The 24,876-nt window shown below is 73.4% G+C and carries 23 protein-coding genes; 13 read left to right on the top strand and 10 right to left on the bottom strand.

The genetic code is table 11. The features are described 5' to 3' along the window. The first annotated feature begins 159 nt into the window (after positions 1-159). Positions 160-2,592 (top strand): aerobic carbon-monoxide dehydrogenase large subunit, encoded by a 2,433-nt coding sequence (gene cutA, locus ACRYCC_RS28610; protein ID WP_433816815.1) that lies wholly within the window; start codon positions 160-162, stop codon positions 2,590-2,592. A 75-nt stretch (positions 2,593-2,667) separates the two neighbouring features. On the opposite strand, the gene ACRYCC_RS28605 is transcribed toward cutA, so the two are convergent. Both ACRYCC_RS28605 and ACRYCC_RS28600 read right to left on the bottom strand, forming a co-directional pair. Further along, positions 2,668-3,561, bottom strand: coding sequence for a polysaccharide deacetylase family protein (locus ACRYCC_RS28605; RefSeq protein ID WP_433816814.1), 894 nt, complete (start codon positions 3,559-3,561; stop codon positions 2,668-2,670). Between the two features lie 124 nt (positions 3,562-3,685). Further along, a complete protein-coding gene (locus ACRYCC_RS28600; protein WP_433816813.1) occupies positions 3,686-4,549 on the bottom strand; it encodes a polysaccharide deacetylase family protein in 864 nt (287 codons plus the stop codon). 219 nt (positions 4,550-4,768) lie between these two features. Between ACRYCC_RS28600 and ACRYCC_RS28595 the strand changes: the two genes are divergently transcribed. Then, a complete protein-coding gene (locus ACRYCC_RS28595; RefSeq protein WP_433816812.1) occupies positions 4,769-5,467 on the top strand; it encodes an SRPBCC family protein in 699 nt (232 codons plus the stop codon). A gap of 108 nt (positions 5,468-5,575) precedes the next feature. On the opposite strand, the gene ACRYCC_RS28590 is transcribed toward ACRYCC_RS28595, so the two are convergent. Then, positions 5,576-5,950, bottom strand: coding sequence for an FKBP-type peptidyl-prolyl cis-trans isomerase (locus ACRYCC_RS28590; protein ID WP_433816811.1), 375 nt, complete (start codon positions 5,948-5,950; stop codon positions 5,576-5,578). Positions 5,951-6,057: 107 nt separating this feature from the next. Between ACRYCC_RS28590 and ACRYCC_RS28585 the strand changes: the two genes are divergently transcribed. The 4 genes from ACRYCC_RS28585 to ACRYCC_RS28570 all read left to right on the top strand — a co-directional run bounded on the left by ACRYCC_RS28585 (position 6,058) and on the right by ACRYCC_RS28570 (position 11,913). After that, entirely contained in the window at positions 6,058-6,696 is a 639-nt protein-coding gene (locus ACRYCC_RS28585) for a DsbA family oxidoreductase (protein WP_433816810.1), read from the top strand. A gap of 78 nt (positions 6,697-6,774) precedes the next feature. Next, a complete protein-coding gene (locus ACRYCC_RS28580; protein ID WP_433816809.1) occupies positions 6,775-8,925 on the top strand; it encodes a hydantoinase/oxoprolinase family protein in 2,151 nt (716 codons plus the stop codon). Positions 8,926-9,078: 153 nt separating this feature from the next. Then, on the top strand, positions 9,079-10,884 hold the full coding sequence (locus ACRYCC_RS28575; protein ID WP_433816808.1) for a hydantoinase B/oxoprolinase family protein: 1,806 nt from the start codon (positions 9,079-9,081) through the stop codon (positions 10,882-10,884). A gap of 114 nt (positions 10,885-10,998) precedes the next feature. After that, the gene (locus tag ACRYCC_RS28570) at positions 10,999-11,913 is read left to right on the top strand and encodes a glycoside hydrolase domain-containing protein (protein WP_433816807.1); all 915 of its coding nucleotides are present in this window, start codon (positions 10,999-11,001) and stop codon (positions 11,911-11,913) included. Positions 11,914-12,009: 96 nt separating this feature from the next. On the opposite strand, the gene ACRYCC_RS28565 is transcribed toward ACRYCC_RS28570, so the two are convergent. Next, the gene (locus ACRYCC_RS28565; protein WP_433816806.1) at positions 12,010-13,188 is read right to left on the bottom strand and encodes a D-alanyl-D-alanine carboxypeptidase family protein; all 1,179 of its coding nucleotides are present in this window, start codon (positions 13,186-13,188) and stop codon (positions 12,010-12,012) included. Positions 13,189-13,684: 496 nt separating this feature from the next. Then, entirely contained in the window at positions 13,685-14,272 is a 588-nt protein-coding gene (locus ACRYCC_RS28560) for a uridine kinase family protein (protein ID WP_433816805.1), read from the bottom strand. A gap of 62 nt (positions 14,273-14,334) precedes the next feature. Between ACRYCC_RS28560 and ACRYCC_RS28555 the strand changes: the two genes are divergently transcribed. From ACRYCC_RS28555 to ACRYCC_RS28545, 3 genes are all read left to right on the top strand, one after another. Further along, on the top strand, positions 14,335-15,537 hold the full coding sequence (locus ACRYCC_RS28555; protein ID WP_433816804.1) for a winged helix DNA-binding domain-containing protein: 1,203 nt from the start codon (positions 14,335-14,337) through the stop codon (positions 15,535-15,537). Between the two features lie 10 nt (positions 15,538-15,547). Then, the gene (locus ACRYCC_RS28550; RefSeq protein WP_433816803.1) at positions 15,548-16,705 is read left to right on the top strand and encodes a CaiB/BaiF CoA transferase family protein; all 1,158 of its coding nucleotides are present in this window, start codon (positions 15,548-15,550) and stop codon (positions 16,703-16,705) included. 149 nt (positions 16,706-16,854) lie between these two features. Beyond that, entirely contained in the window at positions 16,855-18,369 is a 1,515-nt protein-coding gene (locus ACRYCC_RS28545) for a carboxyl transferase domain-containing protein (RefSeq protein ID WP_433816802.1), read from the top strand. A 13-nt stretch (positions 18,370-18,382) separates the two neighbouring features. Here ACRYCC_RS28545 and ACRYCC_RS28540 read toward each other — a convergent pair whose 3' ends face one another. From ACRYCC_RS28540 to ACRYCC_RS28530, 3 genes are all read right to left on the bottom strand, one after another. Beyond that, positions 18,383-18,964, bottom strand: coding sequence for a DUF7662 domain-containing protein (locus ACRYCC_RS28540; protein ID WP_433816801.1), 582 nt, complete (start codon positions 18,962-18,964; stop codon positions 18,383-18,385). A gap of 245 nt (positions 18,965-19,209) precedes the next feature. Further along, positions 19,210-19,401 (bottom strand): DUF5302 domain-containing protein, encoded by a 192-nt coding sequence (locus ACRYCC_RS28535; RefSeq protein WP_433816800.1) that lies wholly within the window; start codon positions 19,399-19,401, stop codon positions 19,210-19,212. 88 nt (positions 19,402-19,489) lie between these two features. Then, entirely contained in the window at positions 19,490-20,251 is a 762-nt protein-coding gene (locus tag ACRYCC_RS28530; RefSeq protein ID WP_433816799.1) for an SDR family NAD(P)-dependent oxidoreductase, read from the bottom strand. 201 nt (positions 20,252-20,452) lie between these two features. On the opposite strand from ACRYCC_RS28530, the gene ACRYCC_RS28525 reads away from it, so the two are divergent. Next, the gene (locus ACRYCC_RS28525; RefSeq protein ID WP_433816798.1) at positions 20,453-20,995 is read left to right on the top strand and encodes a hypothetical protein; all 543 of its coding nucleotides are present in this window, start codon (positions 20,453-20,455) and stop codon (positions 20,993-20,995) included. Here ACRYCC_RS28525 and ACRYCC_RS28520 read toward each other — a convergent pair. Then, a complete protein-coding gene (locus tag ACRYCC_RS28520) occupies positions 20,964-21,404 on the bottom strand; it encodes a cupin domain-containing protein (protein ID WP_433816797.1) in 441 nt (146 codons plus the stop codon). The two genes, ACRYCC_RS28525 and ACRYCC_RS28520, sit on opposite strands and share 32 nt — an antisense overlap. A gap of 83 nt (positions 21,405-21,487) precedes the next feature. Here ACRYCC_RS28520 and ACRYCC_RS28515 point away from each other — a divergent pair, with 83 nt between their 5' ends. Next, complete coding sequence (locus tag ACRYCC_RS28515) at positions 21,488-22,114, top strand: NADPH-dependent F420 reductase (RefSeq protein ID WP_433816796.1); 627 nt, start codon at positions 21,488-21,490, stop codon at positions 22,112-22,114. A 97-nt stretch (positions 22,115-22,211) separates the two neighbouring features. On the opposite strand, the gene ACRYCC_RS28510 is transcribed toward ACRYCC_RS28515, so the two are convergent. Continuing rightward, positions 22,212-23,012, bottom strand: coding sequence for a carbon-nitrogen hydrolase family protein (locus ACRYCC_RS28510; protein ID WP_433816795.1), 801 nt, complete (start codon positions 23,010-23,012; stop codon positions 22,212-22,214). A gap of 146 nt (positions 23,013-23,158) precedes the next feature. Between ACRYCC_RS28510 and ACRYCC_RS28505 the strand changes: the two genes are divergently transcribed. Both ACRYCC_RS28505 and ACRYCC_RS28500 read left to right on the top strand, forming a co-directional pair. Continuing rightward, on the top strand, positions 23,159-23,614 hold the full coding sequence (locus ACRYCC_RS28505; protein ID WP_433816794.1) for a cupin domain-containing protein: 456 nt from the start codon (positions 23,159-23,161) through the stop codon (positions 23,612-23,614). Positions 23,615-23,618: 4 nt separating this feature from the next. After that, positions 23,619-24,782, top strand: a complete 1,164-nt coding sequence (locus ACRYCC_RS28500) for a pyridoxal phosphate-dependent aminotransferase (protein WP_433816793.1) — start codon at positions 23,619-23,621, stop codon at positions 24,780-24,782. Positions 24,783-24,876: the final 94 nt, after the last annotated feature.

The following is a 24,876-nucleotide window of genomic DNA, read 5'->3' as shown; positions in this document are numbered from 1 at the left end:
GTTCCCGGTCACCCTGGCGGGCCGCGTACGCGTGGTCACGGCAATGCGGCGTGCGTTCCCGGTCACCCTGGCAGGCCGCGCAGGTGTGGTCACGGCAAACGATGTGCGGACAGACACCGTCTCCGCGCTTCGGCGTGGACGGGCGGACGGAGCCATGGCATGACGACGCGGATGTTCGGAGAGCCGGTCGCCCGCAGGGAGGATCCGCGGCTGCTGGCCGGGCAGGGGCGCTACCTCGACGACCTGGGACAGGACGCGCTGGAGGCGGCCTTCGTGCGGTCGCCGCACGCGCACGCCCGCATCGTGGACATCGACGTGGACGGTGCCCTGGACGTCGACGGGCTGGTCGCGGTCTACACGTACGAGGACCTGACGGGCCGGGTGGGCGAGCCGCTGCCGCTGCTGATCCCGCATCCGGCGCTGACCCACGGCCGGACCGCCTACCCGCTCGCCCGCGACGTCGTACGCCATGTCGGCGAGCCGATCGTCATGGTGGTGGCACGGGACCGCTATGTCGCCGAGGACGCGGCCGAGCGCATCCAGGTGACCTACGAGACGCTGCCCCCGGTGGTGGGGATCGAGAACGCCGAGCGCGCCGAGCACCTGGTGCACGAGGACGTGCCGGGCAACGTCGGGGCGCGGCTGCTCCAGGAGGTCGGGGACGCGCCCGCCGCCATCGACGCCGCTCCGCACGTGCTGGAGTTCCGGCTCGACATCGAGCGCAGCGCCTCCATGCCGCTGGAGGGCCGCGGGGTGTACGCGCGCTGGGACGCCGACGACGAGTCGCTGCGGGTGTACTCCTCGACGCAGACCTCGACGAGCGTGCGGATGGCCGTGGCGGCCAAGCTGGAGCTGGCGCCGGCCCAGGTGGAGGTGATCGCGCCGGACGTGGGCGGCGGGTTCGGGGTCAAGATCGTGCACCCGTGGCCCGAGGAGGTGCTGATCCCCTGGGCGGCGCGGCTGCTCGGCAGGGAGGTCAAGTGGACCGAGGACCGGCGTGAGCACTTCGTCTCCAGCGCCCACGAACGCGGCCAGGTCCAGTTCGTGCGGGTCGGCTTCGACGACGCGGGCCGGGTCCTGGGCATGGACGTGCGGATCCTGCACGACCACGGCGCCTACACCCCGTACGGCATCATCATCCCGATCATCACCTCGACGCAGCTGCTCGGCCCGTACAAGCTCGGGGCCTACCGGGCGGAGGTGCTCAGCCTCTACACCAACACCGTCATCGTCACGCCGTACCGCGGCGCGGGCCGCCCGCAGGGCGTGTTCTGCATGGAGCGGACGATGGACCGCATCGCCCGCCATCTCGGCCTGGACCGGGCCGACGTGCGCGCGGCCAACTTCATCCAGCCCGACGAGTTCCCCTTCGACCAGGGCCTGATCTTCCAGGACGGGCGGCCGCTGATCTACGACTCCGGGGACTACCCGGAGATGCTCCGCATGGCCAAGGAGCTCATCGGCTGGGACGGCTTCGAGACGGTGCGCGCCGCGGCGGCGGCCCGGGGCGGGCGGGTCGGCATCGGGCTGGCCTGCTACGTGGAGGGCACCGGCGTGGGCCCGTACGAGGGCGGTCACGTGGAGGTCGACTCGTCCGGCCGGGTGCACGTCTCCACCGGTCTCACCTCGCAGGGACAGGGCCACCAGACGGTCTTCGCCCAGATCGCCGCCGCCGAGCTCGGCGTGCCGATCGAGGACGTCCAGGTCACGACCGGCGACACCCGGCGGTTCGGGTACGCCGTCGGCACGTTCGCCTCCCGGGCGGCGGTGATGAGCGGCAACGCGATCGCCCTCGCCTCGCGCCGGCTGCGGGAGAAGGCGCTGCGGATCGCCGGGGACGCGCTGGAGGCGGACCCCCGGGACCTGGAGATCGTAGAGGGCGTGGTGCGGGTGCGCGGCAACCCGCAGTCGGCGATCCCGCTGCGCACCGTCGCGGTGCTGTCCAACCCGCTGCGGTACGCCTTCGACGAGGAGGCCCGGCGGGCCACCCAGTTCGCCTCCCGGATGGGCGCGTCCGCCGACGAGCCGCCGGTCGCGCCCGGTGAGGAGCCGGGGCTGGAGGGCAAGGACTACTACTCACCGGTCCGCTCGACCTTCGCGGCGGGCATGCACGCCGCCGTGGTCGAGGTGGATCCGGACACCGCCGAGGTGCGCATCCTGCGGTACGCCGTCATCCACGACTGCGGACGGCTCATCAACCCGATGATCGTCGAGGGGCAGATCCACGGCGGGGTGGCCCAGGGCGTTGGCGGCGCGCTGTACGAGCGGATGGTCTACGACGAGTCGGGGCAGCTGCTGAACGCCTCGTTCATGGACTTCCTGATGCCCTACGCCACCGAGGTGCCGCGGATCGAGACCGGCCATCTGGAGACGCCCTCGCCGCTGAACCCGCTGGGCATCAAGGGAGCGGGTGAGGCGGGGGTCATCCCGGTGTCCGCCGTCATCGCCGCCGCGATCGAGGACGCGGAGGGCTTCGACATCTCGGCGATGCCCATCTCCCCGGACGAGCTCTACCGGCTGCGCCTGGCCCGCCAGGGCGAGCCGGCGGGGTTGCTCGGGGAGCGGGGGACCTCAACCCCGCCGGCTCTGTGAACCATAGTGGCGTTTCGTCGCAGGATGGTGTGGTTTGAGGATCTCGCTATCGGTCCGCGCGCCCGGCCTGCGCGTTCACCGGGCCGGCTGGAAATAACGCGCGGGCAGGTAGTCGCGGAGCTCGGCCGGCTGGTAGCCCTGCTTGTCGATGCGGCGCAGCAGGGTGCGGAAGTCCCGGGTCATGTGCGGCTCGAAGTGGACCAGGATGATGTCCCCCGGGTGCAGCCCGCCCGAGGTCTGGTAGGCGAGGTCGCCGTTCTCGGAGGTCTCCCGCCAGAACAGCAGTGCCTGCATGCCGCAGTCCCGCGCGGCCCGGCGGGTCGTGGTGTTCGACGCGCCGTAGGGGGCCCGGAAGAGCGTGGGGCGGGTGCCGTACCGCGAGGCGTAGATGTCGGCGGCCTTGCAGATCTGGTGCTTCTGCCGGGCATAGGACAGCTCCGTCATCAGCGGATGCGTCATCGTGTGGTCCTGGATCTGCGCACCGGCCTGCTGGAGCCGCCGGAAGTAGCCGTAGTCGTCCTTCACGGCGTCGTTGGTCAGGAACAGGGTGACCGGGATCTTCCGGTCCCTGATGAGCCGGATGAAGTCGCGGTCCTTGTGCCAGCCGTCGTCGATGGTGATGAAGACGACCTTGTCCTTGGTGGCGATCTTGCTGATCACCGGTGGCAGCGTGCCGCGCGCCCGCGGCCGGCCGGCCGCGGGCGGGGTGGTACGGGCCGGGGTGGTGGGGGCGGGGGAGGGCGGCGCCGAGTGCACCCCCGTGATGGTGGCGGCGGGCGCCGGGGTGGCGGTGGGCGTCCCGGCCGGCGGGGCCTGCGGCGCCTGCTGCGGGGAGGCGACCGGCGCCGTGGCCGACGACCCGCGTGCCGTCGCGGAGTGCCCCTGGCAGCCGGCCAGTCCGCCGGTGACCAGCGCCGCCATGGCCGCGGCCGCGGTCACGCGGGTGGTGCGGGTCCGACCGGATGCCATGAAATCCCCCTTGTCCCCCTGGGCGGTCACCGGTCGCTCGGTGGCCGGGGGACGTGACGGCTCGACGGGTACGTGTTCGCTGCTCTTTATTTGACCTTGCCTCGGCGCCGGATGTGGCCTGTTTTCAGGTCTTCACCGGTGTTCCGCCCGGCTGTGGGTCCGGTGCGTTGCCGCCGAGGGAGACGGGGAGATAATTCTCGATCGCGGCCGGGCGGAAACCTTGCTGGCGGACCCAGCCGAGCACGGTCTGGAAATCCTTGGCCAAGCCCGGCCGGTAGTGCATGAGCATGATGTCGCCGGGGCGGAAACCGGTGCCGCCGTCTCCCCGGGCGAACGCGTTGTGCACGCCCTGCGGGGACCTGGTGCCGTTGTAGAACTCCGCCGACCAGATCAGGATCGACTTGATCCCGCAGGCGGCCGCGGCCTGCCGGGTGAGCTGGTTGAACGACCCGAACGGCGGCCGGAAGATCTGCGGGCGCCGCCCGTACTGGCCGGCGATGATGTCGCTGGTCTCGCAGATCTCCTTCTGCTGCGCCGCCAGCGGCAGGGTCGCCATGTTCGGGTGGTGCAGGGTGTGGTTCTCCATCCGCGAGCCGGCGTGCTTGAGCGCCCAGAAGTACTCGTAGTGGCCCTTCGCCGCGTCGTTGGTGAGGAAGGTCAGGATCGGCACCTTCTGCCGGCGCACGATGTCGACGAAGCCCGGGTCGTGCTCCCAGCCGTCGTCGATCGTCAGGAAGACGACCTTGTCCTGGGTCTGGATCTGCTTGATGACGGTCGGCAGCCCGTCGGGGTTCTTCGCCGGCACCGTCCAGCTCCCGGCCCTGGGACGTTCCCACTGCTGGTCGGCGAGGTCGGCGGTGAGCCTGCTGCGCAGCGAGGGCCCCTCCGGGCCGCCGAAGGACTGGGCCCGGACCTCCGGCCACGTGCCGGCGCCGGTGCCGAGCACCGCGGCGACCAGGCAGGAGACCAGTGGGATCTTGCCTCGCATCGTCCGAACCTTCCCCTCGTCACCGCCGCCGGGCTTCAGCGGAGGTTCACGCCCCTTAGATGTCGCTTACTACCGGCTTGTTCGTACATGATCTGAAGAGGCGGAGCGCCGCGCCACGCCGGAGCGGGTCGTTTGCGATGCCCGTTTGCCACCGTCGCTACGGCGGGCTCGGCACATGTTGCCGTTCGCGTCGCCGGGCGGGTTATCTAAGGTCGGTCCATGAAGGTCAACGGCAGTGCGACGGTGGCGGCCCCGGTGGGCCTGGTCTGGGATGCCCTGCAGGATCCCGCGGTGCTGGTCCGCACGATCCCGGGATGCCGGCGGCTGGAGGCCACCGGCGCCGACACCTACAAGATGACGGTCACCGCGGGGGTGGCCTCGATCAAGGGCACCTACGTCGGTCAGGTCGCCCTCGCCGAGCCCGATCCGCCGCACTCCTTCGTGCTGCGCGCGCAGGGCCAGGGCGCTCCCGGGACGGTCGACGCCACGGTGCTGGTGCGGCTGTCGGACGGCGACGGCGGGACCCGGATCGACTACGCCGCCGACGCGGTCGTCGGCGGGATGATCGGCGGGGTCGGCCAGCGCATGCTGAGCACGGTCGCCAAGCGGACCGCCGGGGAGTTCTTCGCCGCCGTCGAGCGCGCGCTGACCGAGCAGCCCATACCGGCGGAGGCCGGGGTCTCGGCCGGGCCACAGGCCCCCGTCGGCCCGGGGACGGTCTCCGCACCCCCGGCCGCGACGGGCGCGGTGGCGGCCGCACCGGCCGGAATGGGGACGGTGTACGCCGCGCCGGCCGCGGAACGCGCGGCCGGCCCGGCCGCCGCCGCCGCGATGACCGCGGCCTTCGTGGCGGGCGGCGTCATCGCGCTCGGCGGCGTCGCCGTCGGCTACCTGATGGGCCGGCGTGCCCGCCGGTAACCGCCTCCCACCTTCCGTGATCATGCAATCGTTCGACGAACGATTGCATGATCACGGCGGGTTGCGCGGGTTGCGCGGGTTGCGCGGGTTGCGCGGGTGGGGAGGGCGTCAGCCGACCCCGACCAGGTCGACCACGAAGATCAGGGTCTCGCCGGGCTTGATCGCGCCGCCGGCGCCCCGGTCGCCGTAGCCCAGGTGCGGCGGGATCACGAGGCGGCGGCGGCCGCCGACCTTCATGCCCTGCACGCCCATGTCCCAGCCCTTGATGACCCGGCCGGCGCCGAGCGGGAACTCGAAGGCGCTCCCGCGGTTCCAGGAGGCGTCGAACTCCTCGCCCGTGGAGAAGGCGACGCCGACGTAGTGCACGGACACGTTGGAGCCCTTGGTTGCCTCCGGGCCATCGCCGACGGTGATGTCGGTGATGTCGAGGTGGGCAGGAGGCTGCCCTTCGGGGAAGTCGATCTCGGGCCGTTCAAGCGCCATCGCTAAAGCTCCCGGATGTGTGTGGTGGGTGGATGAACGATCGCCGTTCACCCTAGTCGGTGCCTCCTGACGGGAATGGAGCGCGGTCCCGCCCGGTTGACCGGAGCGTGAACGTAGAGATCTTCGCTGATGTCGTCTGCCCATGGTGCTATCTGGGACAGGCCCGGTTCCGCCGGGCCGTGGCGGATTTCGGGCACGAGGTCCAGGTGACCTGGCGGCCCTTCCAGCTCGACCCCGGGGCGCTGTCGGCGGCCGTCCCCGCGACCGCGCACCTGGCGGAGAAGTTCGGCGGCCTGGATCGGGTCACCGAGGCGCACGCCCGGCTGCGCGGGCTGGCCTCCGCCGAGGGGCTCGCCTACGAGCCCGAGCGCGGCCTGCACGTCAACACCGGCGCCGCGCACCGGGTGATCTGGCTGGCCGGCCGGGAGGGCGGCCCGGCCCTGCAGGACGCGGTGGCCGAGCGGCTGTTCCGGGCCCAGCACGCGGAGGGGCGCGACGTGGGCGACGCCGAGACGCTGGCCGAGCTGGCGGGCTCCGCGGGCCTGGCCGCCGGTTCCGTACGGGCCATGCTCGCGTCCGGGGAGGGCGTCGCGGAGCTGGAGCAGGACCTCGCCAGGGCCCGTGAGCTCGGCGTCACCGGCGTGCCGTACTTCCTCTTCGAGGGCAAGTGGGGGGTGTCCGGCGCGCAGCCGGCGCAGACGCTGGAGGCGGCCCTGCACGAGGTGGCCGGCAACCTCACGCGCTGACTCGCCCGACGGCGGGCCGTTTCGTTGGCAGAACTCGACGATTCGCCCGGGCCCGCGCGGGCGGTAGATGTAGGTGTCATGGAATCCCCGGCACGGCAGCTCAGGGGCGGCATCCGGATCGGCATCGACACCGGCGGCACGTTCACCGACGTGGTGGCCGTCGACGAGACGGCCGGGCGGATCGTCACGACCAAGACGCCCTCCACCCCCGCGGACCCCGCCGAGGGGTTCATGGCGGGCGTGCACAAGGTGCTCGGGCTGCTCGGCGCCACCGGGGCGGACATCGCGGCGGTCTCGCACGGCACCACCGTGGCGACCAACCAGCTCCTCGAGGACCGGATCGGCGACCTCGGGTTCATCACCACCGAGGGCTTCGAGTTCCTGCTGGAGATCGCCCGGCAGAGCGTTCCCGACGGCTACGGCAACTCCTACTTCTGGGTCAAGCCGCCGCGCATCGTGCCCGTCCACCGGGTCCGTACCGTCGGGGGGCGGCTCGACCACACCGGCGCCGAGCTCCGGCCGTTCGACGAGGCCGGGGCCGTCGCGGTGGCCCGCTGGTTCCGCGACCAGGGCATCGACACGCTCGGGGTCTGCTTCCTGCACTCCTACGCGAATCCCGCGCACGAGCTGCGGATGCGCGAGGTGCTGCGCAGGGAGCACCCGGCCGCGGTGATCTCGCTGTCCTGCGAGGTGCTGCGCGAGTACCGCGAGTACGAGCGGTCCGTCACCACCCTGGTCGACGCCGCGGTCAAGCCCACCATGATGCGGTACATCGCCCGGATCGCCGAGCGCCTCGGAGAGCCGCCGTTCTACGTCATGAAGAGCAACGGAGGTGTGCTGTCGGCCGAGGAGGTCGTGCACCAGCCGATCACCACGGTGCTGTCGGGGCCCGCCGCGGGGGCGCTCGGCGCGGCCCTGGTCGCGCGTACGGCCGGCATGGACTCGGTCATCACCCTGGACGGCGGCGGGACCTCCACGGACGTGGCGGTGGTGCTCGGCGGGGAGCCGACGCTCACCACGGAGGGCACGATCGGCCGGTTCCCCTCCAAGATCCCGATGATCGACATCGTCACCGTCGGGGCCGGGGGCGGTTCCATCGCCTGGACCTCGCCCGAGGGCACCCTCAAGGTGGGCCCGCGCAGCGCCGGCGCCGACCCGGGGCCGCAGTGCTACGGACGCGGTGGCGAAGACCCCACGGTCACCGACGCGCACGTCTTCCTCGGCCGGGTCCCGCCGCATCTGCTCGGCGGCGAGATCCCGCTGGACGCCGAGGCGGCCCGGGCGGGCATCGAGGGGCTGGCCGCGGCCCTGCGGCTGACGCCGGAGCGGGCGGCCACCGGCATCCTGGAGATCTCCGCCTGGAACCAGGCCAACGCCATCCGTCAGATCACCGTCAAGCGCGGCCTGGACGTGCGCGACTACCCGATGGTGGCCTTCGGCGGATCGGGGCCGCTGCTGGTGTGCCGGCTGATGGACGTCCTCGGCCTGCCCGCCGTGATCGTGCCGGAGAATCCCGGCAACCTGTCGGCGTTCGGGCTGCTGACCGTCGACGTGAAGAACGACTACGTCCAGACCCACGTCGCCCGCGACTCCGAGCTCGACCCCGCGGCCGTCGCCGGCGTGCTGGCCGGGCTGGAACGCCAGGCGGGCGCCGCGCTGGAGCGGGAGGGCTTCGACGCCGCGGCCCACCGCCTCGTCCGGTCGGCGGACCTGCGCTACTTCGGCCAGGCCTTCGAGGTACGGGTCGCCGCGCCCGGCGGCCCCGTCGACGGGGACTTCCGCGCCGAGGTCGTCCGGCGCTTCGAGGACGAGCACGAACGGCTCTACGGCTACTGCTACCGCGGCGACCCGCGCCACCCGGTCGAGTGGGTCAACCTCCGGGTCTCCGGCATCGGGCCGATCAGGAGGCCGGAGCTCGCCGAGCGGCCCGCACCGGAGGAGGGCGCGCCCCCGCCGCTCCCGGCCGCCCACCGGCGGGTGTACTTCGACGAGGACCTGACCCGCGCGGGCGCCGGGGACGGCTGGCGGAGCACGCCGGTCCACCGCCGCGAGGACCTCCGCCGGGAGGACGTCGTCGAGGGCCCCGCGGTGATCGAGGAGTTCGGCTCCACCCTCCCCCTCCACCCCGGCTTCCAGGCGACCTGCGACCCCCACGGCAACCTGGTGATCACCCGAAGCCCCTCCGGCTCGGAGCCCCCGAACCTGGAGCCGTCCGGAGGCGCCCCGTGAGCGCGCGCGCGGTGGCTGCAGGAGGAGCGCGCACAGCGAGGAACGAGCGAGCACGCGACGACGGAGGCCGCCGCGTGAAAGCGCGTGCGAACCGGCGAGCGGAGCGAGCCAGAGGCGGCACAGCGCGTGCGAACCGGCGAGCGGAGCGAGCCCATGAACACTGACCCGATCGTGCTGGAGATCGTCGAGGGGACGCTGGCCTCGGTGGAGCGGGAGGTCGAGACGGCGATCGCCCGGACGGCGCGCTCCCCGATGATCCGGGACGCGCACGACTTCCGGGCCGGGATCCACGACCGCAGGCTGCGGAAGCTGACCGGCAGGTCGTACTCGGCGCTGGTGCAGCCGATCGCCAGGGACTTCCCGCTCGAGACCATGCGGCCCGGTGACGTCTTCTTCCACAACGACGTCTACCTGTCCGAGGGCGGCATCGGCCATCTGCCGGACCTGTGCGTCACCGTGCCGGTCTTCCACGAGGGTGAGGTCGTCGCGTTCGTGCAGGCCTTCGGGCACCACGACGACATCGGCGGGTCCGTGCCGGGCTCGATGCCCTCGCACGCCCGCAGCGTCTTCGAGGAGGGGCTGATGGTCCCGCCGATCCGGCTCTGGGACCAGGGCGTGCCCAACGAGGCGGCCATCAAGATCATGACCCGCAACTCCCGGATGCCGGACTCGCTGGCGGGCGACCTGGACGCCGAGTGCTCGGCCTGCCTGATGGGGGCGCGCCGCCTCGGCGAGCTGTTCGACCGGTACGGCCGGGAGACCGTCGAGGGATGCTTCGACGCCATCCTCGACAACACCACCAGGACCTTCCGCACGGAGATCCTTTCCAAGATCCCGGACGGCACGTTCACCTGGGAGGACTACGCCGAGCACGACGGGGTCGATCCGCCCCGGCTGCACGCGCAGCGCATCACGCTCACCAAGACCCCCGAGAAGATCATCATCGACTTCACCGGGACCTCACCGCAGGCCAAGGGCCCGATCAACCACGCGGGCGACTACGCCGACGGGGTCTTCCTGAAGAAGTGGCTGGCGCCGGTGCTGCGCAACCTCGCCGACACCCCGGAGCGGATGGCCGAGCTCGACGTCAACGAGGGCGTGGTGCCGCTCATCGAGATGGTCTTCCCGGAGAAGGGGACGCTGCTCACCCCGATCTTCCCCGCCCCGACCAACGCCCGTACCTTCGTCATCCTGCGGCTGCTCGGGGTCCTGGCCGGCGTGCTGGCGAAGGCGACCGGCGGCCGGATGCCCGCCGACCAGGAGACCATCCGCTACACCGGGGTGTACGGGGCGGACGCCGACGGCGAGCCGTACCTGATGCGGGAGGTGCTCGGCGGAGGTTCCGGCGGCCGCTACTACGCCGACGGGGAGGACACCATCCACGTGGTGCCCGACTCGCGCAACATCCCGGTCGAGTTCGCCGAGGCCCGCTGGCCGTTCGTGGTCGAGCGGCTCGGGCTGGCGGCCGACTCCGGCGGCGCCGGGGAGTTCCGCGGCGGTCTCGGCTACGACAAGCACCTGCGGATGCTCCGGGACGCGCACTACATGTCGATCGCGGACCGCTCGATCCTGTCCTGCTGGGGGGTGAACGGCGGCGCCGCGGGACGCCCCTTCCTGGTGACCGTCGACGGGCGCGAGATGGAGGGCCTGGTCGACGCCGAGCCCGTCAAGGCCGGCGAGGTCATCCGGATCCGTACCACCGGAGGCGGCGGCTGGGGCGACCCGCTCGTCCGCGACCCCGCCCGGGTGGCCGCGGACGTACGGGACGGCAAGGTCACCTCGGCGGGCGCCCGCGACGACTACGGGGTGGTGCTGCGCGCCGGGACTCGGGTCGACGAGACCGCCACCGGGGATCTGCGGGCCCGGCTGCTCGCCGCCCGCGGTCCGGCGCCGTTCTTCGACCGCGGCCCGGGTTACCCGCTGCTCTCCGGCGGCCGTGACCGGGCCGACGTCGACTGACCGGCTCGCCGCGTCTCCCTGGTCGCCATTGTGAGAACGGCAACTCTCCGACATGTCAAGGCAAAAGCCCGCTAAAGTCCCACTTTCAACGATCTGATTCATTGGGGCGGGCCCATGAGTGTGTTCGGTATCGACTATGCGTGGGGGCGCCCGAGCATCACGGCGCTGAAGAACGCCGGGGTGAAGTTCGTGGCCCGGTATCTCTCCCACGACACCTCCGGCAAGAACCTCACGGCCGATGAGGCGCGCAAGCTGTCCGACGCGGGGATCTGGATCGTCGTGGTCTGGGAGACGACCGCGAGCCGGGCGCTGGCCGGCCGGGCCGCCGGGGTGGCGGACGCCAAGGCCGCGGCGGCGCAGGCGAAGGCCTGCGGCATGCCGTCCGGACGGCCGATCTACTTCGCGGTGGACTTCGACGCCACCTCCTCCCAGCAGGACGAGATCCACGCCTACCTGGACGGCGCGGCCAGCGTGCTGGGCCGCGGCCGGATCGGGGTCTACGCCGGTTACGGGCCGGTCAGGCGGGCCTTCAACGCCAAGAAGATCACCTACGCCTGGCAGACGTACGCCTGGTCGGGCGGCAACTGGGACTCCCGCGCGCAACTGCAGCAGTACTCCAACAATCACACCGTCGGCGGCGTCGACTGCGACTACGACCGCGCCATGAAGTCCGACTACGGGCAGTGGCGCGTCGGCGTCAGCCCCGCGCCGCCGCCCCCGGCGGTCCCGCAGGACGACGACCTGCCCACCGGCCGGCTCGCCGAAGGCGCCCAGGCGATCACCCCGATCGCCCTGCCGCGAGGCAGGTACAAGACCATCGGGTTCACCGCCGACAACAATCTGCAGGGACTGCCGCCGGCCGAGTTGCGGGTCGCGGTGCACCAGGCGGGCTCCTGGCATCTGGCCACCGCGACCGTGGACTCGGGCGGACAGACCGTGGTGACCTTCCCCGACCCCGGTACCACGGACGGGATCTCGGTACGCCGGGAGGACGCGGGCGACGTCCACGTCGCCTGGGAGGTGTCCTGACCCGCGGTCCGGCCGCCCGCACCGGGCATCGGCTCGCATCCGTCCCGGGCTTCGGCCCCGGCCCCCGGCATCGGCTCCCGGGACCGGGCGCGGGCATCAGCCCAGGCGGAGCAGCCGGTCGGGCAGGCCCGGCTCGGTGAGGGAGCGGGCGAGCCGGAGGCCGGTCCGAGCCCGGCCGGGTCCGCTGCCGACGGCGACCGCGCCCACCGTCCCGCCCGCGCGGGCCGTGTGCGGCGGCCTTCCCTCGGCGGTGAGCCGTACGGTGAGACCGGGCCAGCCGGCCACGGTGACGGGACGGGTGGCGAGCAGCGGGGTGCGCCCGCCCAGCCCGTCGTCGACCTGCGCCACCCGCTCGCCCGTGCGCGCCACGGTCACGCTGGTGAGCGAGCCCCCCGTGACCTCGAGCAGCCGCCGGGCGGCGTCGATGGCGGGCCCGGGGGTGGTGGCGCCGCTCTGCGCCATCACCGCGCCGACGATCAGGGCGCTGGTGGCGCCCACCCGCTTGCGCGCCGCGAAGACGTAGTTGCCGCCCGCCGCGTCGGTGAAGCCGGTCTTGCCGCCGATCACCCCGTAGTGTCCCAGCAGGGTGTTGCCGGCCGGCCGCGTCTCGCCGCCCTGTGACGGCGTGTACGACGACATGCCGACCACCTGGGCGAACGCGGGGATCCGCATCGCCGCGCGCAGCAGCTTGACCTGGTCGGCGGCGGTGCTCACGGTGGAGGAGTCGTAGCCGCTGGGGTCGGTGTAGACGGTGTTGTTCATGCCCAGCGCACGGGCGGTGGCGTTCATCTTCTGGACGTACGCCACGTCGCTCCCGGCGTCCCACCGGGCCATCTCGTGGGCGATGTTGTTGGCCGAGACGATCATCAGCGCCTCGAGCGCCTCGCGTTCGGTGAACCTCTGCCCGGCGACCACGTCGACGTGCGTCTCCTGGCGGGCCTTCACGTCGGGCAGGCGGGCCGCCTCCTCCGCGGAGATGGTGTAGGTCGGGCCGTCCTCGCCGTCGCGCAGCGCGTGGTGGCTGAGGAAGACGTAGGCGGTCATGACCTTGGCGACGCTGGCGGTCGGGGTGGGGGTCTGCGCGCCGGAGGTGCCCAGGCTGCCGAGCCCGTCCACCTCCACGGCGGCCTGGCCCTTGACCGGCCAGGGCAGCTGCGGGGCCGAGCCGGGGAAGGTGTGGCTCGCGGCGATGACCAGCCGCACGGCCGGATCCGGCAGCGGCCGCACGATCTGGACCACGGCCAGCAGGACCGGCAGCATCAGGACCGCCAGCACCGCGACCACGAGGCCGCGCGGCCTGGACCGCCGGCGCCGCGCCGGTGCCGGACCCGCGGGCGGCGGACCGGGCGGCTCGTACGGCCCTGACGAGGCGCCGGGCGGCCCGTACGGCCCCGAGGCGGCCGGGGATCCGGGCGGCGGCCCGTAGGGTCCCGAGGGGACCGGGGGCCCGGGCGGCGGCCCGTACGGTCCGGAGGCGGCCGGCGGCCCGTACGGTCCCTGGCCCGAACCTCCCCGTGGCCATGCGGGAGGCCCCTGGCCGGCTCCCGTCCCCGCGGGTTCCGGCCGCTGCGGCACCGCCCCGCCTGGGGACTCGGTCACGGCTGGGCCTCCTCGGACGTGCGGACGGAGCGCCGCCACCGCCGGCGCTCCGCTGAGATCGTTGACGTAAGCGCAACGGTGCGCAATGTCGTTTTAGTTCCTATTCGGACTGACCGGAAGTGGCCGAGCCGAAAGTTCTCCCAGCTCAGGCATTCCCCCTCGGGGGAGCGATCTACCCGGCGGACAGCTGCACGCCCGGCCCCTCCGTGGCCGCGCCGTCGACCAGCAGGTCGGCCCGCCCGCGGGTCCCGTCGGCGGCGAAGTGCGCGCACTCCCGCACGCTCCAGGCGTCCCAGCTCGCCGCGAACTCCGCGCCGTCGCGCCGGAGCGCGCGCCGGCGCCGCAGCTCCCGGGGCGCGTCCACCCAGATGCGGTAGGCGGCGGGCGCCTCCCGGTGGCCGGCCCCGACGCCCTCGATGATCAGCAGGCCGGCCGCCGGTACGTCGCTGACCGGGCGGTACGTGCCGCGCCGCCAGTCGTAGGGCCGGTGGCGGGCGGTCAGGCCGGCGCTCAGCGGGGTGAGGATCCGCTCGGTCAGCGCCGGCCACCAGGCCAGCGGATCGCCGTCCCAGGGCACCGGGAACTCGTCGGACCGCACCACCGGGGCACCGTCCAGGGCGCCGGCCAGCAGGGTGGCCAGCGTCGACTTCCCGGCCGCGCTGGGCCCGTCCACGGCGATCACCCGGACCGGGCCGCAGGACGGAGGGAGCGCCCGGACCCGCTCGGCCAGAGCAGGATAGGTGACGGTCCGCGGCGGCATACCGGCATACTCCCAAGGAGGAAACGGGCCTTCCGGGCCGGGGTCGGGGAGAACAGGAGGTCGTGAGGTTGCCAGAGATCATTGCGGTGCCGGGGGCGCAGGCCACGGCGCATGTTCTCGTCAAGCAGGGACTGGCCGGCCGCCGCCTGCCCACCGTCCTGGACGCGGTCACCGCCACCGCCGGGCTCTACGGCACCGCGCCCACCTGTTACCTGTCCTGCGCGGCCCGGGTGGAGGGCTTCAAGCTCGCCGACCTGGACCGCGAGCTCTACACCGAGCGCAGCGTCGTCCGGCTGCGCTGCGTCCGCGGCATGGCCTACATCGAGCCGCTCGACCTGACGCCGGTGCTCTTCGCCTGCACGGGCGAGAAGAAGGAGCGGACGGTCACCCGCATCGGGAAGGGGAGCGGGCTCGGCGAGGAGGGGGTGCTCGCCTTCGCGGACCGGATCGAGGCGGCGATGGCCGGCCGCCCGCCCGCAACCGTACGGGAGATCCGCGAGCTGATCGGCCCCTGCACCCCGGCGGAGAAGGATGGCCTGCAGCAGGTCGTGGCGCTGCTGGGCCGCTTCGGCCGGATCGTCCGCGCCGAGGTGCGCGGCGGGTGGCGCAGCGACAACTACGCCTACGCGCGCTGGGCGGACTGGACCGGCGCCCCGGTCGCGGAGCTGGACGCCGCGCCCGCACGGGCCGAGCTGGCCCGGCGGTACCTGCGCGCCTTCGGGCCCGCGACCACCGACGACCTCAAGTGGTGGAGCGGCTGGACCAAGCGCGACACGGTCTCCGCGGTGACCGCGCTGGGCGACGAGATCGTGCCCGTGGCGGTGGACGGCAGGGACTCCTGGGTGCTCGCCGGCGAGCTGGAGGCCCTCACCGGGCTCGATCCCCGGGCCGGGCGCGGCGTACGGCTGCTGCCGGTCTGGGATTCTTACTTCATGGCCTACGCCACCTCTCCCGCCGGCCGGTCCAGGCAGGTGGCCGAGAACGACTACCCGCGGATCTACGACACGAGCGGCAACGGCACCTCGGTCGTCACCCAGGACGGCGTGGCCGCCGGGGTGTGGGAGCTCGACGCCGACGGCGGCACCGTGACCGTGGCGCCCTTCGGCGCCGGGCCGCGCTGGGACGAGGTCGAGGCGGAGGTGGAGGTGCTGGCCGGTGCCGTCGGCACCGGGCTGCGGCTGGTGCGCGCGCCGGAGCCGGGCCCGCTCAGCGACGGCCCGCGCAACACCTTCCTGTCCCCGATCACGCTCCGCGCGAAGAACTGAGGAGGCCCCCTTGTCCGGACCGCTCGCAGGTGTCGTCGTCGTCGACCTGAGCAGGGTCCTCGCCGGGCCGCACGCCACCATGATGCTCGCCGACCTCGGCGCCCGCGTCATCAAGGTCGAGCAGCCCGGCACCGGTGACGAGACCCGGAAGTGGGGACCTCCGTTCGTCGGCGACGACCAGGTCAGCACCTACTTCCTGGCCTGCAACCGGAACAAGGAGTCGATCACCCTCGACCTGAAGTCCCCGTCCGGTGCCGACACCCTCACCCGGCTGGTGCGGCGCGCCGACGTCGTGGTGGAGAACTTCCGCACCGGGGTGCTGGACCGCCTCGGCTTCTCCATGGAGCGGCTGCACGAGCTCAACCCCGCCCTGGTCATCCTGTCGATCACCGGCTTCGGCCACGACGGGCCCGAGGGCGGCCGTCCCGGCTACGACGCGATCGTGCAGGGAGAGGCCGGGATCATGAGCATCACGGGGCCGCCCGGGCACCCGTCCAAGATGGGGCTGTCCATCGCCGACATCCTGGCCGGGATGAACGGGGCGTACGGGGTCGTCTCCGCGCTGTTCGAGCGGTCCCGTACCGGCCGCGGGAAGGTCGTGCGGACCTCGCTGCTGGCCTCGGCCGTCGCCGCCCACTCCTACCAGGGCACCCGCTGGACGGTGGGGCGGGACGTGCCGGTGTCGATCGGCAACGACCATCCGTCGGTCGCCCCGTACGGCACGTTCCGGTGCGCGGACGGCGTCATCCAGATCGGTGTCGCCAACCACGGGCTGTGGCGCCGGTTCGCGCCGATCGTCGGGCTCGACCCCGACGATCCGCGCTACGCGACCATGGGGGACCGCTCGGCGCGCCGGGGGGAGCTGACCGCCGACATCGAGAAGGTCCTGGCCGGGGACACGCGGGAGGGCTGGCTGGCCCGGCTGGCCGCGGAGGGCATCCCGGCCGGGTCGATCCGGTCCATCGACGAGGTCTACGAATGGGACCAGACCCGCTCGCAGGGCCTGGTCGTCGAGGTCGACCACCCGCAGCTCGGCCCGATCGAGCTGCCCGGCCCGGCCGTGCGCTTCGAGGGCTCGGCCCCCCGCGAGCACACCGCGCCGCCCACCCTCGGCCAGCACACCGAGGCCGTCCTCGCCTGGCTGGAAGAGCCCCCGCCCTCCTCGTGACCGCGGTCGCCCGGCCGGCCCCCGCCTGAACGGACGCCCCCGTTCCCGTTCCCCCGTCCCCTCCGTGATCATGCAATCAATCGACGAACGATTGCATGATCACGGAGGGAGGGGGAGAGGGGGAGGAGAGGACCGGGTGGGAGGCGACGGTGAGCGGGAGGCGGGTGGACGCGCGGGCGCTGGTCGCGCGGGTGCTGGACGAGGGCAGCTGGACGTGCTGGGACGTCCCGCCGGCCGATCCCGCGCCGGCGGGCTCGCCGTACGCCGCGGCGCTGTCCCGGGCCCGGGAGCTGTCCGGATACGACGAGGCGGTGATCACCGGCTCGGGGACGTTGCGCGGCCGGCGGGTGGCCGTCGTCGCGTGCGAGTTCTCCTTCCTGGCCGGGTCGATCGGCGTGGCGACCGCGGAGCGGCTGGTGCGCGCCGTCGAGCGCGCGACCGCCGAGGGCCTGCCGCTGCTGGCCGCGACCTCGTCCGGCGGCACCCGGATGCTGGAGGGCACGGCCGCGTTCGTCCAGATGGCCCGTATCGCCGCCGCGGTGATGCGGCACAAGGCGGCGGGGCTGCCCTACCTGGTCTACCTGCGGCATCCCACGACCGGCGGGGTGCTGGCCTCCTGGGGTTCGCTCGGCCACGTCACCGTGGCGGAGCCGGGCGCGCTGATCGGATTCCTCGGCCCCCGGGTCCACGAGGCACTGCACGGGGAGCCGTTCCCTCCGGACGTGCAGACCGCCGAGAACCTGTACGCCAAGGGGCTGGTCGACGCCGTCGTCGGGTCCGGCGAGATCGGCGAGGTGGCGGCCCGGGCCCTCGACGTGCTCTGCCGGCCGCGTACGGGGCTCGTCGCCACGGCGGCGGGGCGGACGGCGCGGCGGGAGCGGGACGATCTCGCCGAGGTGCCCGCCTGGGAGTCGATCCGGCGTTCCCGGCGGGACGACCGGCCAGGCGTCCGGGAGCTGCTCCGCCACGGCGCGGGGAACGTGACGCCGCTGTCGGGCACCGGTGAGGGCGAGGCGGACCCGGGGGTGCTGCTGGCCCTGGCGACCTTCGGCTCCGCCCCTTGCGTGGTCGTCGGCCAGGACCGCCGCAGCCAGCGCGCCGGGCACCCGCTCGGCCCGGCCGGGCTCCGGGTCGCCCGGCGCGGCCTGGGGCTGGCCGCGGGGCTGGGACTGCCCCTGGTGACCGTCGTGGACACCCCGGGCGCGATGCTGTCGGCGGAGGCGGAGGAACGCGGGCTCGCCGGGGAGATCGCCCGCTGCCTGGCCGAGCTCATCACGCTGCCGACGCCGACGGTGTGCGCGCTGCTCGGCGAGGGCGCCGGGGGAGCGGCGCTGGCGCTGCTGCCCGCCGACCGGGTGCTGTGCGCCCGGCACGCCTGGCTGTCCCCGCTGCCGCCCGAGGGCGCCTCGGTGATCGTGCACCGGACCGTCGACCACGCCGCCGAGCTGGCCGAGGCCCAGGGCGTGCGCTCGGCGGACCTGCTGCGCGACGGGATCGTCGACGTGATCGTTCCGGAGCGCCCCGACGCCGCCGACGAGCCGGCCGCGTTCTGTGCCCGCGTCGCCGCCCTGCTGGAGGGCGAGCTCATCGGCCTGCTGGCGGCCGGGGACGAGGCCCGCCGGGTGGCCCGGCAGGACCGCTACCGCCGGCTGGGCACGCCCTGAGCGCCGGCCGGGATCACTGGTCGTAGCGGCTGTGCGCGCGGAAGCGCACCCGCTCACCGGGGATGTCGACCGCCTCGACCTGGTAGCCGGCGGTCATCCAGGCGATGGCCTGGGCGTTGGCGGAGTCGTTCTCCCACCAGCGGGCCAGCCGCGGGTTGCGCGCCGACGGCGGCAGGTGAGCACCGCCCATCGCGGACTCGATCTCGCTGAAGGAGATCTCGATCCGCTCGCGGCCGTCCTGCTTCAGGTAGTCGGCGAGCGGCTGGAACCGGGAGCGCACCGGGGTGTTGTCGCCCGACAGCCACTTCTGCGCCTGCTCCGTCGGCAGCGCGATGAACTCCGAGTGCCGCCAGCCCCACTGCTGGTCGGGGTCGTGCAGCGGGGCCACGATGTAGTGCTCGTCGGGCGAGCGGCCCTCGATGCGCACCAGCCGCCCGATGCGGTTGGGGTCCCATCCGCGGCCGAAGCTGGAGATCTCCATGACGATGTCACCGGGCTGGGGCCTGCGCATGCGTTCGGCGAGGGGGGTGCCCGGGCTCGCCATGTACAGCTCCCAGCCGAGGACGGCGAGGATGCGCGACTCCTCGGGTGTCACTCCTGGCTCCACTCCCGGCTGTTCGGGTTCCGTGGCTCAGCGTCCCCACCGGGGGAGTGGAAGCAGACGCCGACCATCCGCCCATTCTCGCACTTTGACCAAGGAAATCCGTTCCCGTCGGCTCGTTGTGATCCACGGCGGAACGAGCGTCGCCGCCTCCCCGGGAGGGGAGGCGACGAGCGCGCCGATCGGCCCGGTCCGGGCGGTGGCGCCGCGGCCGCACCGGCGGCCGGGCACCGGTGAGGTCAGCCGCTCTTGCGGCGGAAGGAACGCTGGCCGCCGACCGGCCCGTGCACACCGCGGACCTTGGAGGAGTCCTTGCCCGGAGCGCCGGTGTTCTTGTCGCCCTGCGGACCGCGCTTGCGTTCCAGGGCCTCGCGGAACTTGCGCTTCACCTCGTCCTCGGAACCCTCGGGCTCCGGTGTTTCCTCAGCCATGCGGACCTCCTGCTCGGTCGTACCTGCCTACAGCCTCGCACGTTCTCGACCGGCGGCGCCCGCCCACCGGCTCCCGGCCACGCTCCGATCAGCGCATGGTCGCGCCGCCGTCGACGCTGAGCACCTGGCCGGTCACCCATTCCGCGTCGGCGGACAGCAGGTAGGCGGCGGCGGCCGCGACGTCGTCGGGATCGCCCAGGCGCGGGCTGCGCTGCATCTTCAGCACGGTGGCGCGGAAGTCCTCCGGCAGGCTCGCGCGCACCTCCGCGGTGAGGACCAGGCCGGGGGCGAGAGCGTTGGCGCGAATGCCCTTCTTGCCCCATTTGGATGCCGTATGACGCATCAGCGCGTTGACACCGGCCTTGGCGATTCCATAGCTGACCCGCTCCCGCTCGCCGACGAACGCGGCGCCGGAGGAGGTGTAGACGATCGCGCCCCCGCCCTGCTCGAGCATCACCGGCACGGTGTGCCTGGTCAGCAGGAGGTAGCCGCGGAGGTCGACGTCGATGGTGCGCTGGAAGACCTCCATCGGCACCTCCACCGCGTCGGTGTCGGCGCCGATGACGCTCAGGTCGGCGGCGTTGGCGTGCAGCCCGTCGATCCGGCCGTAGAGTCCCACCACGGTGCTGACGAGCGCGGCCACCGAGGACTCGTCGCTCTGGTCGTAGTGCGCCGGGGCCGCCCGCCCGCCCGCGGCGCCGATCCCGGCCACGACCCGCTCGGCGTTGCCGAGGTCGATGTCGCCGACGACGACGCGGGCGCCCTCGGCGGCCAGCCGGCGGGCCGTGGCGGCCCCGATGCCGCTGCCGCCACCGGCCACCAGGACGACCTGATCATTGAAACGCAGCATCCTGCCGTGCCCTCCTCGCGTGGGGCTCCGGGAGCCGCCCGGCGGGGACGCCGGCCGCCGCTCGCGCCCGGCCGCGGTGCCCCGTCGTCCTCTGCTGACCAAGCGCTCGCTCAAAGCCCCGTACGGAATCGTACGCCCGGCGCGTGAGATCATGGTGAGCGCCGGAGGCGGCCACCCTTACGTTGGAGACATGTGCGGCGAATGCGCGGACCGGGCCTGCGGGCCATGCGGTGCCCGGCCGGGCCCGGGATGACGGCCGTGCCCCCGGTGACCTCGGGGATGCTCATGGACGTCCCCGCGGAGACGGTGTACGGCTTCCTCTCCCGGCTGCCCAACCACCGGAGCATGGGCGGCCGCCGGTTCCGGCTGGAGTCCCTCGCCGAGGACCGCCTCGGCGCCAAGATCGTGATCCGCGGGCCGCTGGGCATCCGCCGGACCGTCGAGACCACGATCACCTGCCTGCACCCCGCGCGCGGCGTGGGCGGCACCGCCGCGATCGGCCGGCGGACGGTCGCCCACGTACACTGGACCATCGACGCGGCCGGCGAGCGGTCGCGGGTGGCGCTGACCGCCACGGTGCTGCGCATCGGGGCACTGGACCGGCTGCTGCTGGCGGCGGGCGGCCGGAGATGGCTGGCCCGCAGCTTCCACCGGGTGCTGACGCTGCTGCCCGGCACGATCGGCGCGGCGGCCCAGCACGGCACGGTGCCGGTCATCGCTCCCAGCGCAGGTCAGGGAGATTGACCACGATGGCCTCCTGGGTGCTGCGGGCGATCACCACGACCGCCTCGATCTCGGGGTCGGGGTTCTCCTCCCGGTGCGGGACGAAGGGCGGCACGAAGACGTAGTCCCCGGGGCGGGTGTCGATGCGGGTCTCCCGGGGCTCGTCCCCCTCAAGGTCGAGGAAGACGAACGACGGGGTGCCGCTGACCACGTAGATCGCGGTCTCCGAGGCCCCGTGATGGTGATCGCCGGAAGTGGCGCCCGGTGCCACGTGCGTCTGGCCCATCCACAGCGCGCGGGACCCGACCGTGGCCCCGCTGATCGCGGCCCTGCGCGACATCCCGGGCGTCTGGGCGGTCCCGGCGGCCATGCCCGCGGGGACGATGTGGTGCAGCCGGCGGTGAAAGGGATCCTCGGGAATCTCGCTCATGCCTCCCATTTTCCGGGCAGAAGTCCGATGACGCGCAATGCTGGGACGGAATCGCCGGACGCCACCGCAGCAGGGAGACGACCATGAAGATCGGGCTGATCGGAGCCGGGAGCATTGGCGGGACGCTCGCGCGGCTGTTCGCCCGTGCGGGCCATGACGTGGCGGTCAGCAATTCGCGCGGCCCCGACACGCTGCGGGACCTGGAGGCGGAGCTGGGGGAGCGGGGCCGCGCGGTGACCGCCCAGGAGGCCGCGGAGTTCGGCGACGTCGTGGTGGTGTCGGTACCGTTCGGCCGCTACCGAGAGGTCCCGGTCGAGGGGATGGCAGGGAAGACCGTGATCGACACCAACAACTACTACCCGGTGCGGGACGGCGACTTCGAGGAGCTCGACGAGGACCGCACGACCTCCAGCGAGCTGCTGCAGGCCCATCTGCACGGCGCCCACGTGGTCAAGGCGTTCAACGCGATCTACTACGTGAAGCTCGGCCATGCGGGCCGCCCGGCCGGGGAGGCGGGCCGCCTCGGCATACCAATCTCGGGGGACGACGCGGACGCCAAGCGGGAGGTGGCCGGCCTGATCGACCAGATCGGGTTCGACGCCGTCGACGCCGGGCCGCTCGGCGAGGGCGGCCGGCTGCACCAGCCCGGGACGGCCGTCTACGGACAGCTTCTGACCGCCGCCCAGATCCGGGACGCCTTCACCGGCTGAGGCCGCGGCGGCCCGGAAACGCGCCGGGCCGCGGCGGAGCCGGCCGCACGGGCCGGAGGGCCCGGGGCGCTGCCGCGCCGAGGGAGCCCCGGGCGGATCAGCCGGAGGTGCCGGGGCCGAGACGGCGGTGCGCCAGGCTCGGCAGGATCTCGCGCACCCGCGCGGTGACGTCCTGGTCGATCGCGCCGACCCGTACGGCCGGGAACGGGCCGAGGTCGGCGTGCACCACGCCCATCGGGTCGACCAGCAGGCTGCGCCCCACGCCGGTCCGGCCGCCCGACGGCGGGCTCGAGAGGTCCGGCGCCTTGTCCACCGCCACCGTCCAGATGGTGTTCTCGATGGCGCGGGCCCGCACCAGCGTGGTCCAGTGCTCCTCCTTGAACACCCCCTGCGCCCAGGCGGCGATGATCACGATGACCTCGGCGCCCTGGTCGACGAGGGCCCGGAACAGCTCGGGGAACCGCACGTCGTAGCAGGTGACCAGGCCGACCCTGGTGCCGGCGAGCTCGACGACCACCGGATCCGCGCCGGGCGCCACCACCTCCGACTCGAGGAACGCGTAGGCGTCGAAAAGATGGATCTTCCGGTACGAGCCGACCAGCTCACCGGCGGCGTCGATGGCCACCGAGGTGTTGTGGACGCGGCCGTCGCCGGCGGGTTCGAAGACCCCGGCGATCAGCGCGGTGCCGTGCTCCCGGGCCCCCTCGCGCAGGGCGGTGACGAAGGGGCCGTCCAGGGGCTCCGCGAGCGCGGCGAGGTCGTTGCCGAACCGCACCTGCGCCGCCTCGGGGAAGACCGCCAGATCCGCGTCGCCGGTCGCGGCCAGCGCGTCGCGGATCCGCTGCAGGTTCTCCTTGGGGTCGTCGCCGACCGGGATCTGACACAACGCGACGCGCATGGTGGGCACTCCTTCGCCAGAGGTCTCAGGTCCATCCTCCCCCGCCGGCGGCGGGCCGGGCGACCCATGCCCGCCGGTGACCCTGTGTCGCCGCTCTAGCCCTCTCCGTGGTCGTATGGGGCGAGGCGGCGGAGGAGAGGACGACGATGCGGCGAGCGATGATCGGGGCCGGATGCCTGCTGGTGCTGTGGTGCGTCCCCGGAGCGGGCCGGGCGGAGCCGCCCGGGGCGTCGGCCACGACCCTGGCCCAGGGCACGACCACGGACCCGGTCAGCATCCGGATCGACGGACCGGCGGAGTTCGTGGTCAGGACGATCACCATCCGGCCCGGCGGGTCGACCGGCTGGCACTACCACCCCGGCCGGCTGGTCGCCGTCGTCGCGTCCGGCACGCTCACCCGCTACGAGTCCGACTGCTCGGCCCGCGCCTACCGCGCCGGTCAGGCCCTGGTCGAGCCGAACGGAGCGGGTGAGGTCCATCTGGGCCGCAACCTCGGCGCCGTCCCGGTCGTGCTGTACGCCACCTACCTCAACCCGGCCGGGCGGCCGCTCGCCGTGGCCGCTCCCGATCCCGGGTGCCGGCCGCGTCCCCCGTACTCTTGAGCCCGTGAGCGAACCGCTGGTCGAACGTATGCAGGGCTTCGGCACCACGATCTTCGCGGAGATGACCGCGCTGGCCGTACGGACCGGGGCGATCAACCTCGGTCAGGGCTTCCCCGACACCGACGGGCCGCCCGCGATGCTGGAAGCGGCCGTCGAGGCCATCCGCGGCGGCGCCAACCAGTACCCCCCGGGGCCCGGCGTGCCGGAGCTGCGCGAGGCGATCGCGGCGCAGCGCCGGGAGCGCTACGGGCTGTCCTACGATCCGGCCACCGAGGTCCTGGTCACGGTCGGCGCCACCGAGGGGATCGCCGCCTCGCTGCTCGCGCTGGCCGGGCCGGGCGACGAGGTCATCGTCTTCGAGCCCTACTACGACTCGTACGCCGCCATGATCGCGCTGGCCGGGGCGGTGCGGAAGCCGGTGACGCTGCGGCCCGCCGAGGGCCGTTTCACCTTCGACCCGGACGAGCTGCGCGCCGCCGTCGGGCCGCGCACCCGGCTGATCCTGGTCAACTCCCCGCACAACCCCACCGGCACCGTCTTCACCCGCGCGGAGCTGGAGACCATCGCGGCCCTCTGCCGCGACCACGACCTCGTCGCGATCACCGACGAGGTCTACGAGTACCTCACCTTCGACGACGCCGAGCACGTCCCGCTGGCCACTCTGCCCGGGATGCGCGAGCGCACCGTCGCCCTGTCCTCGTCCGGCAAGAGCTTCTCCGCGACCGGCTGGAAGGTCGGCTGGGTCACCGCTCCGGCCCCGTACGTCCGGGCCGTGCAGACGGTGAAGCAGTTCCTCACCTACACCGCCGCCGCCCCGTACCAGCGGGCGGTCGCGTACGCGCTGCGGGACGAGCTGCCCTGGGTCGAGGGGCTCCGCAAGTCCCTGGAGACCAAACGGGACCGGCTGATCACCGGCCTGGAGGCGGCGGGGTTCACCGCCTACCGGCCGCAGGGAACCTACTTCGTGCAGGCCGACATCCGGCCGCTGGGCTTCACCGACGGGGCCGAGCTGGCCCGCGCGCTGCCGGGCCGGGCCGGGGTGGTCGCGGTGCCCAGCCAGGTCTTCTACGACCACACCGAGGCGGGCCGGCCGTTCGTCCGGTTCGCGTTCTGCAAGCGCGACGCGGTCATCGACGAGGCCGTGGAGCGGCTGCGCGCCCTGGCCTGACCACGCCGCCCGGGAGCACGCGCGCGGCGGCGGCTCCACCGGATCACACAGGGACACCGCCCAGGGATAGGCGAGTTCTGCCAATGAGCGCGAG

The organism is Actinomadura scrupuli, assembly GCF_050971785.1.
Taxonomy (GTDB): domain Bacteria; phylum Actinomycetota; class Actinomycetes; order Streptosporangiales; family Streptosporangiaceae; genus Actinomadura_E; species Actinomadura_E scrupuli.
The sequence above is the reverse complement of the archived record's forward strand: the minus strand, read 5'-3'. Positions and strand labels throughout refer to the sequence as shown.

What these genes read in the sequence shown, in the direction of transcription:
- ACRYCC_RS28505 (WP_433816794.1), top strand. Translation starts at nt 23,159, where the DNA reads ATGCGGCGAGCGATGATCGGGGCCGGATGCCTGCTGGTGCTGTGGTGC.
- ACRYCC_RS28520 (WP_433816797.1), bottom strand. Translation starts at nt 21,404, where the DNA reads ATGAGCGAGATTCCCGAGGATCCCTTTCACCGCCGGCTGCACCACATC.
- cutA (WP_433816815.1), top strand. Translation starts at nt 160, where the DNA reads ATGACGACGCGGATGTTCGGAGAGCCGGTCGCCCGCAGGGAGGATCCG.
- ACRYCC_RS28575 (WP_433816808.1), top strand. Translation starts at nt 9,079, where the DNA reads ATGAACACTGACCCGATCGTGCTGGAGATCGTCGAGGGGACGCTGGCC.
- ACRYCC_RS28570 (WP_433816807.1), top strand. Translation starts at nt 10,999, where the DNA reads ATGAGTGTGTTCGGTATCGACTATGCGTGGGGGCGCCCGAGCATCACG.
- ACRYCC_RS28580 (WP_433816809.1), top strand. Translation starts at nt 6,775, where the DNA reads ATGGAATCCCCGGCACGGCAGCTCAGGGGCGGCATCCGGATCGGCATC.
- ACRYCC_RS28535 (WP_433816800.1), bottom strand. Translation starts at nt 19,401, where the DNA reads ATGGCTGAGGAAACACCGGAGCCCGAGGGTTCCGAGGACGAGGTGAAG.
- ACRYCC_RS28595 (WP_433816812.1), top strand. Translation starts at nt 4,769, where the DNA reads ATGAAGGTCAACGGCAGTGCGACGGTGGCGGCCCCGGTGGGCCTGGTC.
- ACRYCC_RS28525 (WP_433816798.1), top strand. Translation starts at nt 20,453, where the DNA reads ATGCGCGGACCGGGCCTGCGGGCCATGCGGTGCCCGGCCGGGCCCGGG.
- ACRYCC_RS28590 (WP_433816811.1), bottom strand. Translation starts at nt 5,950, where the DNA reads ATGGCGCTTGAACGGCCCGAGATCGACTTCCCCGAAGGGCAGCCTCCT.
- ACRYCC_RS28510 (WP_433816795.1), bottom strand. Translation starts at nt 23,012, where the DNA reads ATGCGCGTCGCGTTGTGTCAGATCCCGGTCGGCGACGACCCCAAGGAG.
- ACRYCC_RS28515 (WP_433816796.1), top strand. Translation starts at nt 21,488, where the DNA reads ATGAAGATCGGGCTGATCGGAGCCGGGAGCATTGGCGGGACGCTCGCG.
- ACRYCC_RS28560 (WP_433816805.1), bottom strand. Translation starts at nt 14,272, where the DNA reads ATGCCGCCGCGGACCGTCACCTATCCTGCTCTGGCCGAGCGGGTCCGG.
- ACRYCC_RS28600 (WP_433816813.1), bottom strand. Translation starts at nt 4,549, where the DNA reads ATGCGAGGCAAGATCCCACTGGTCTCCTGCCTGGTCGCCGCGGTGCTC.
- ACRYCC_RS28605 (WP_433816814.1), bottom strand. Translation starts at nt 3,561, where the DNA reads ATGGCATCCGGTCGGACCCGCACCACCCGCGTGACCGCGGCCGCGGCC.
- ACRYCC_RS28530 (WP_433816799.1), bottom strand. Translation starts at nt 20,251, where the DNA reads ATGCTGCGTTTCAATGATCAGGTCGTCCTGGTGGCCGGTGGCGGCAGC.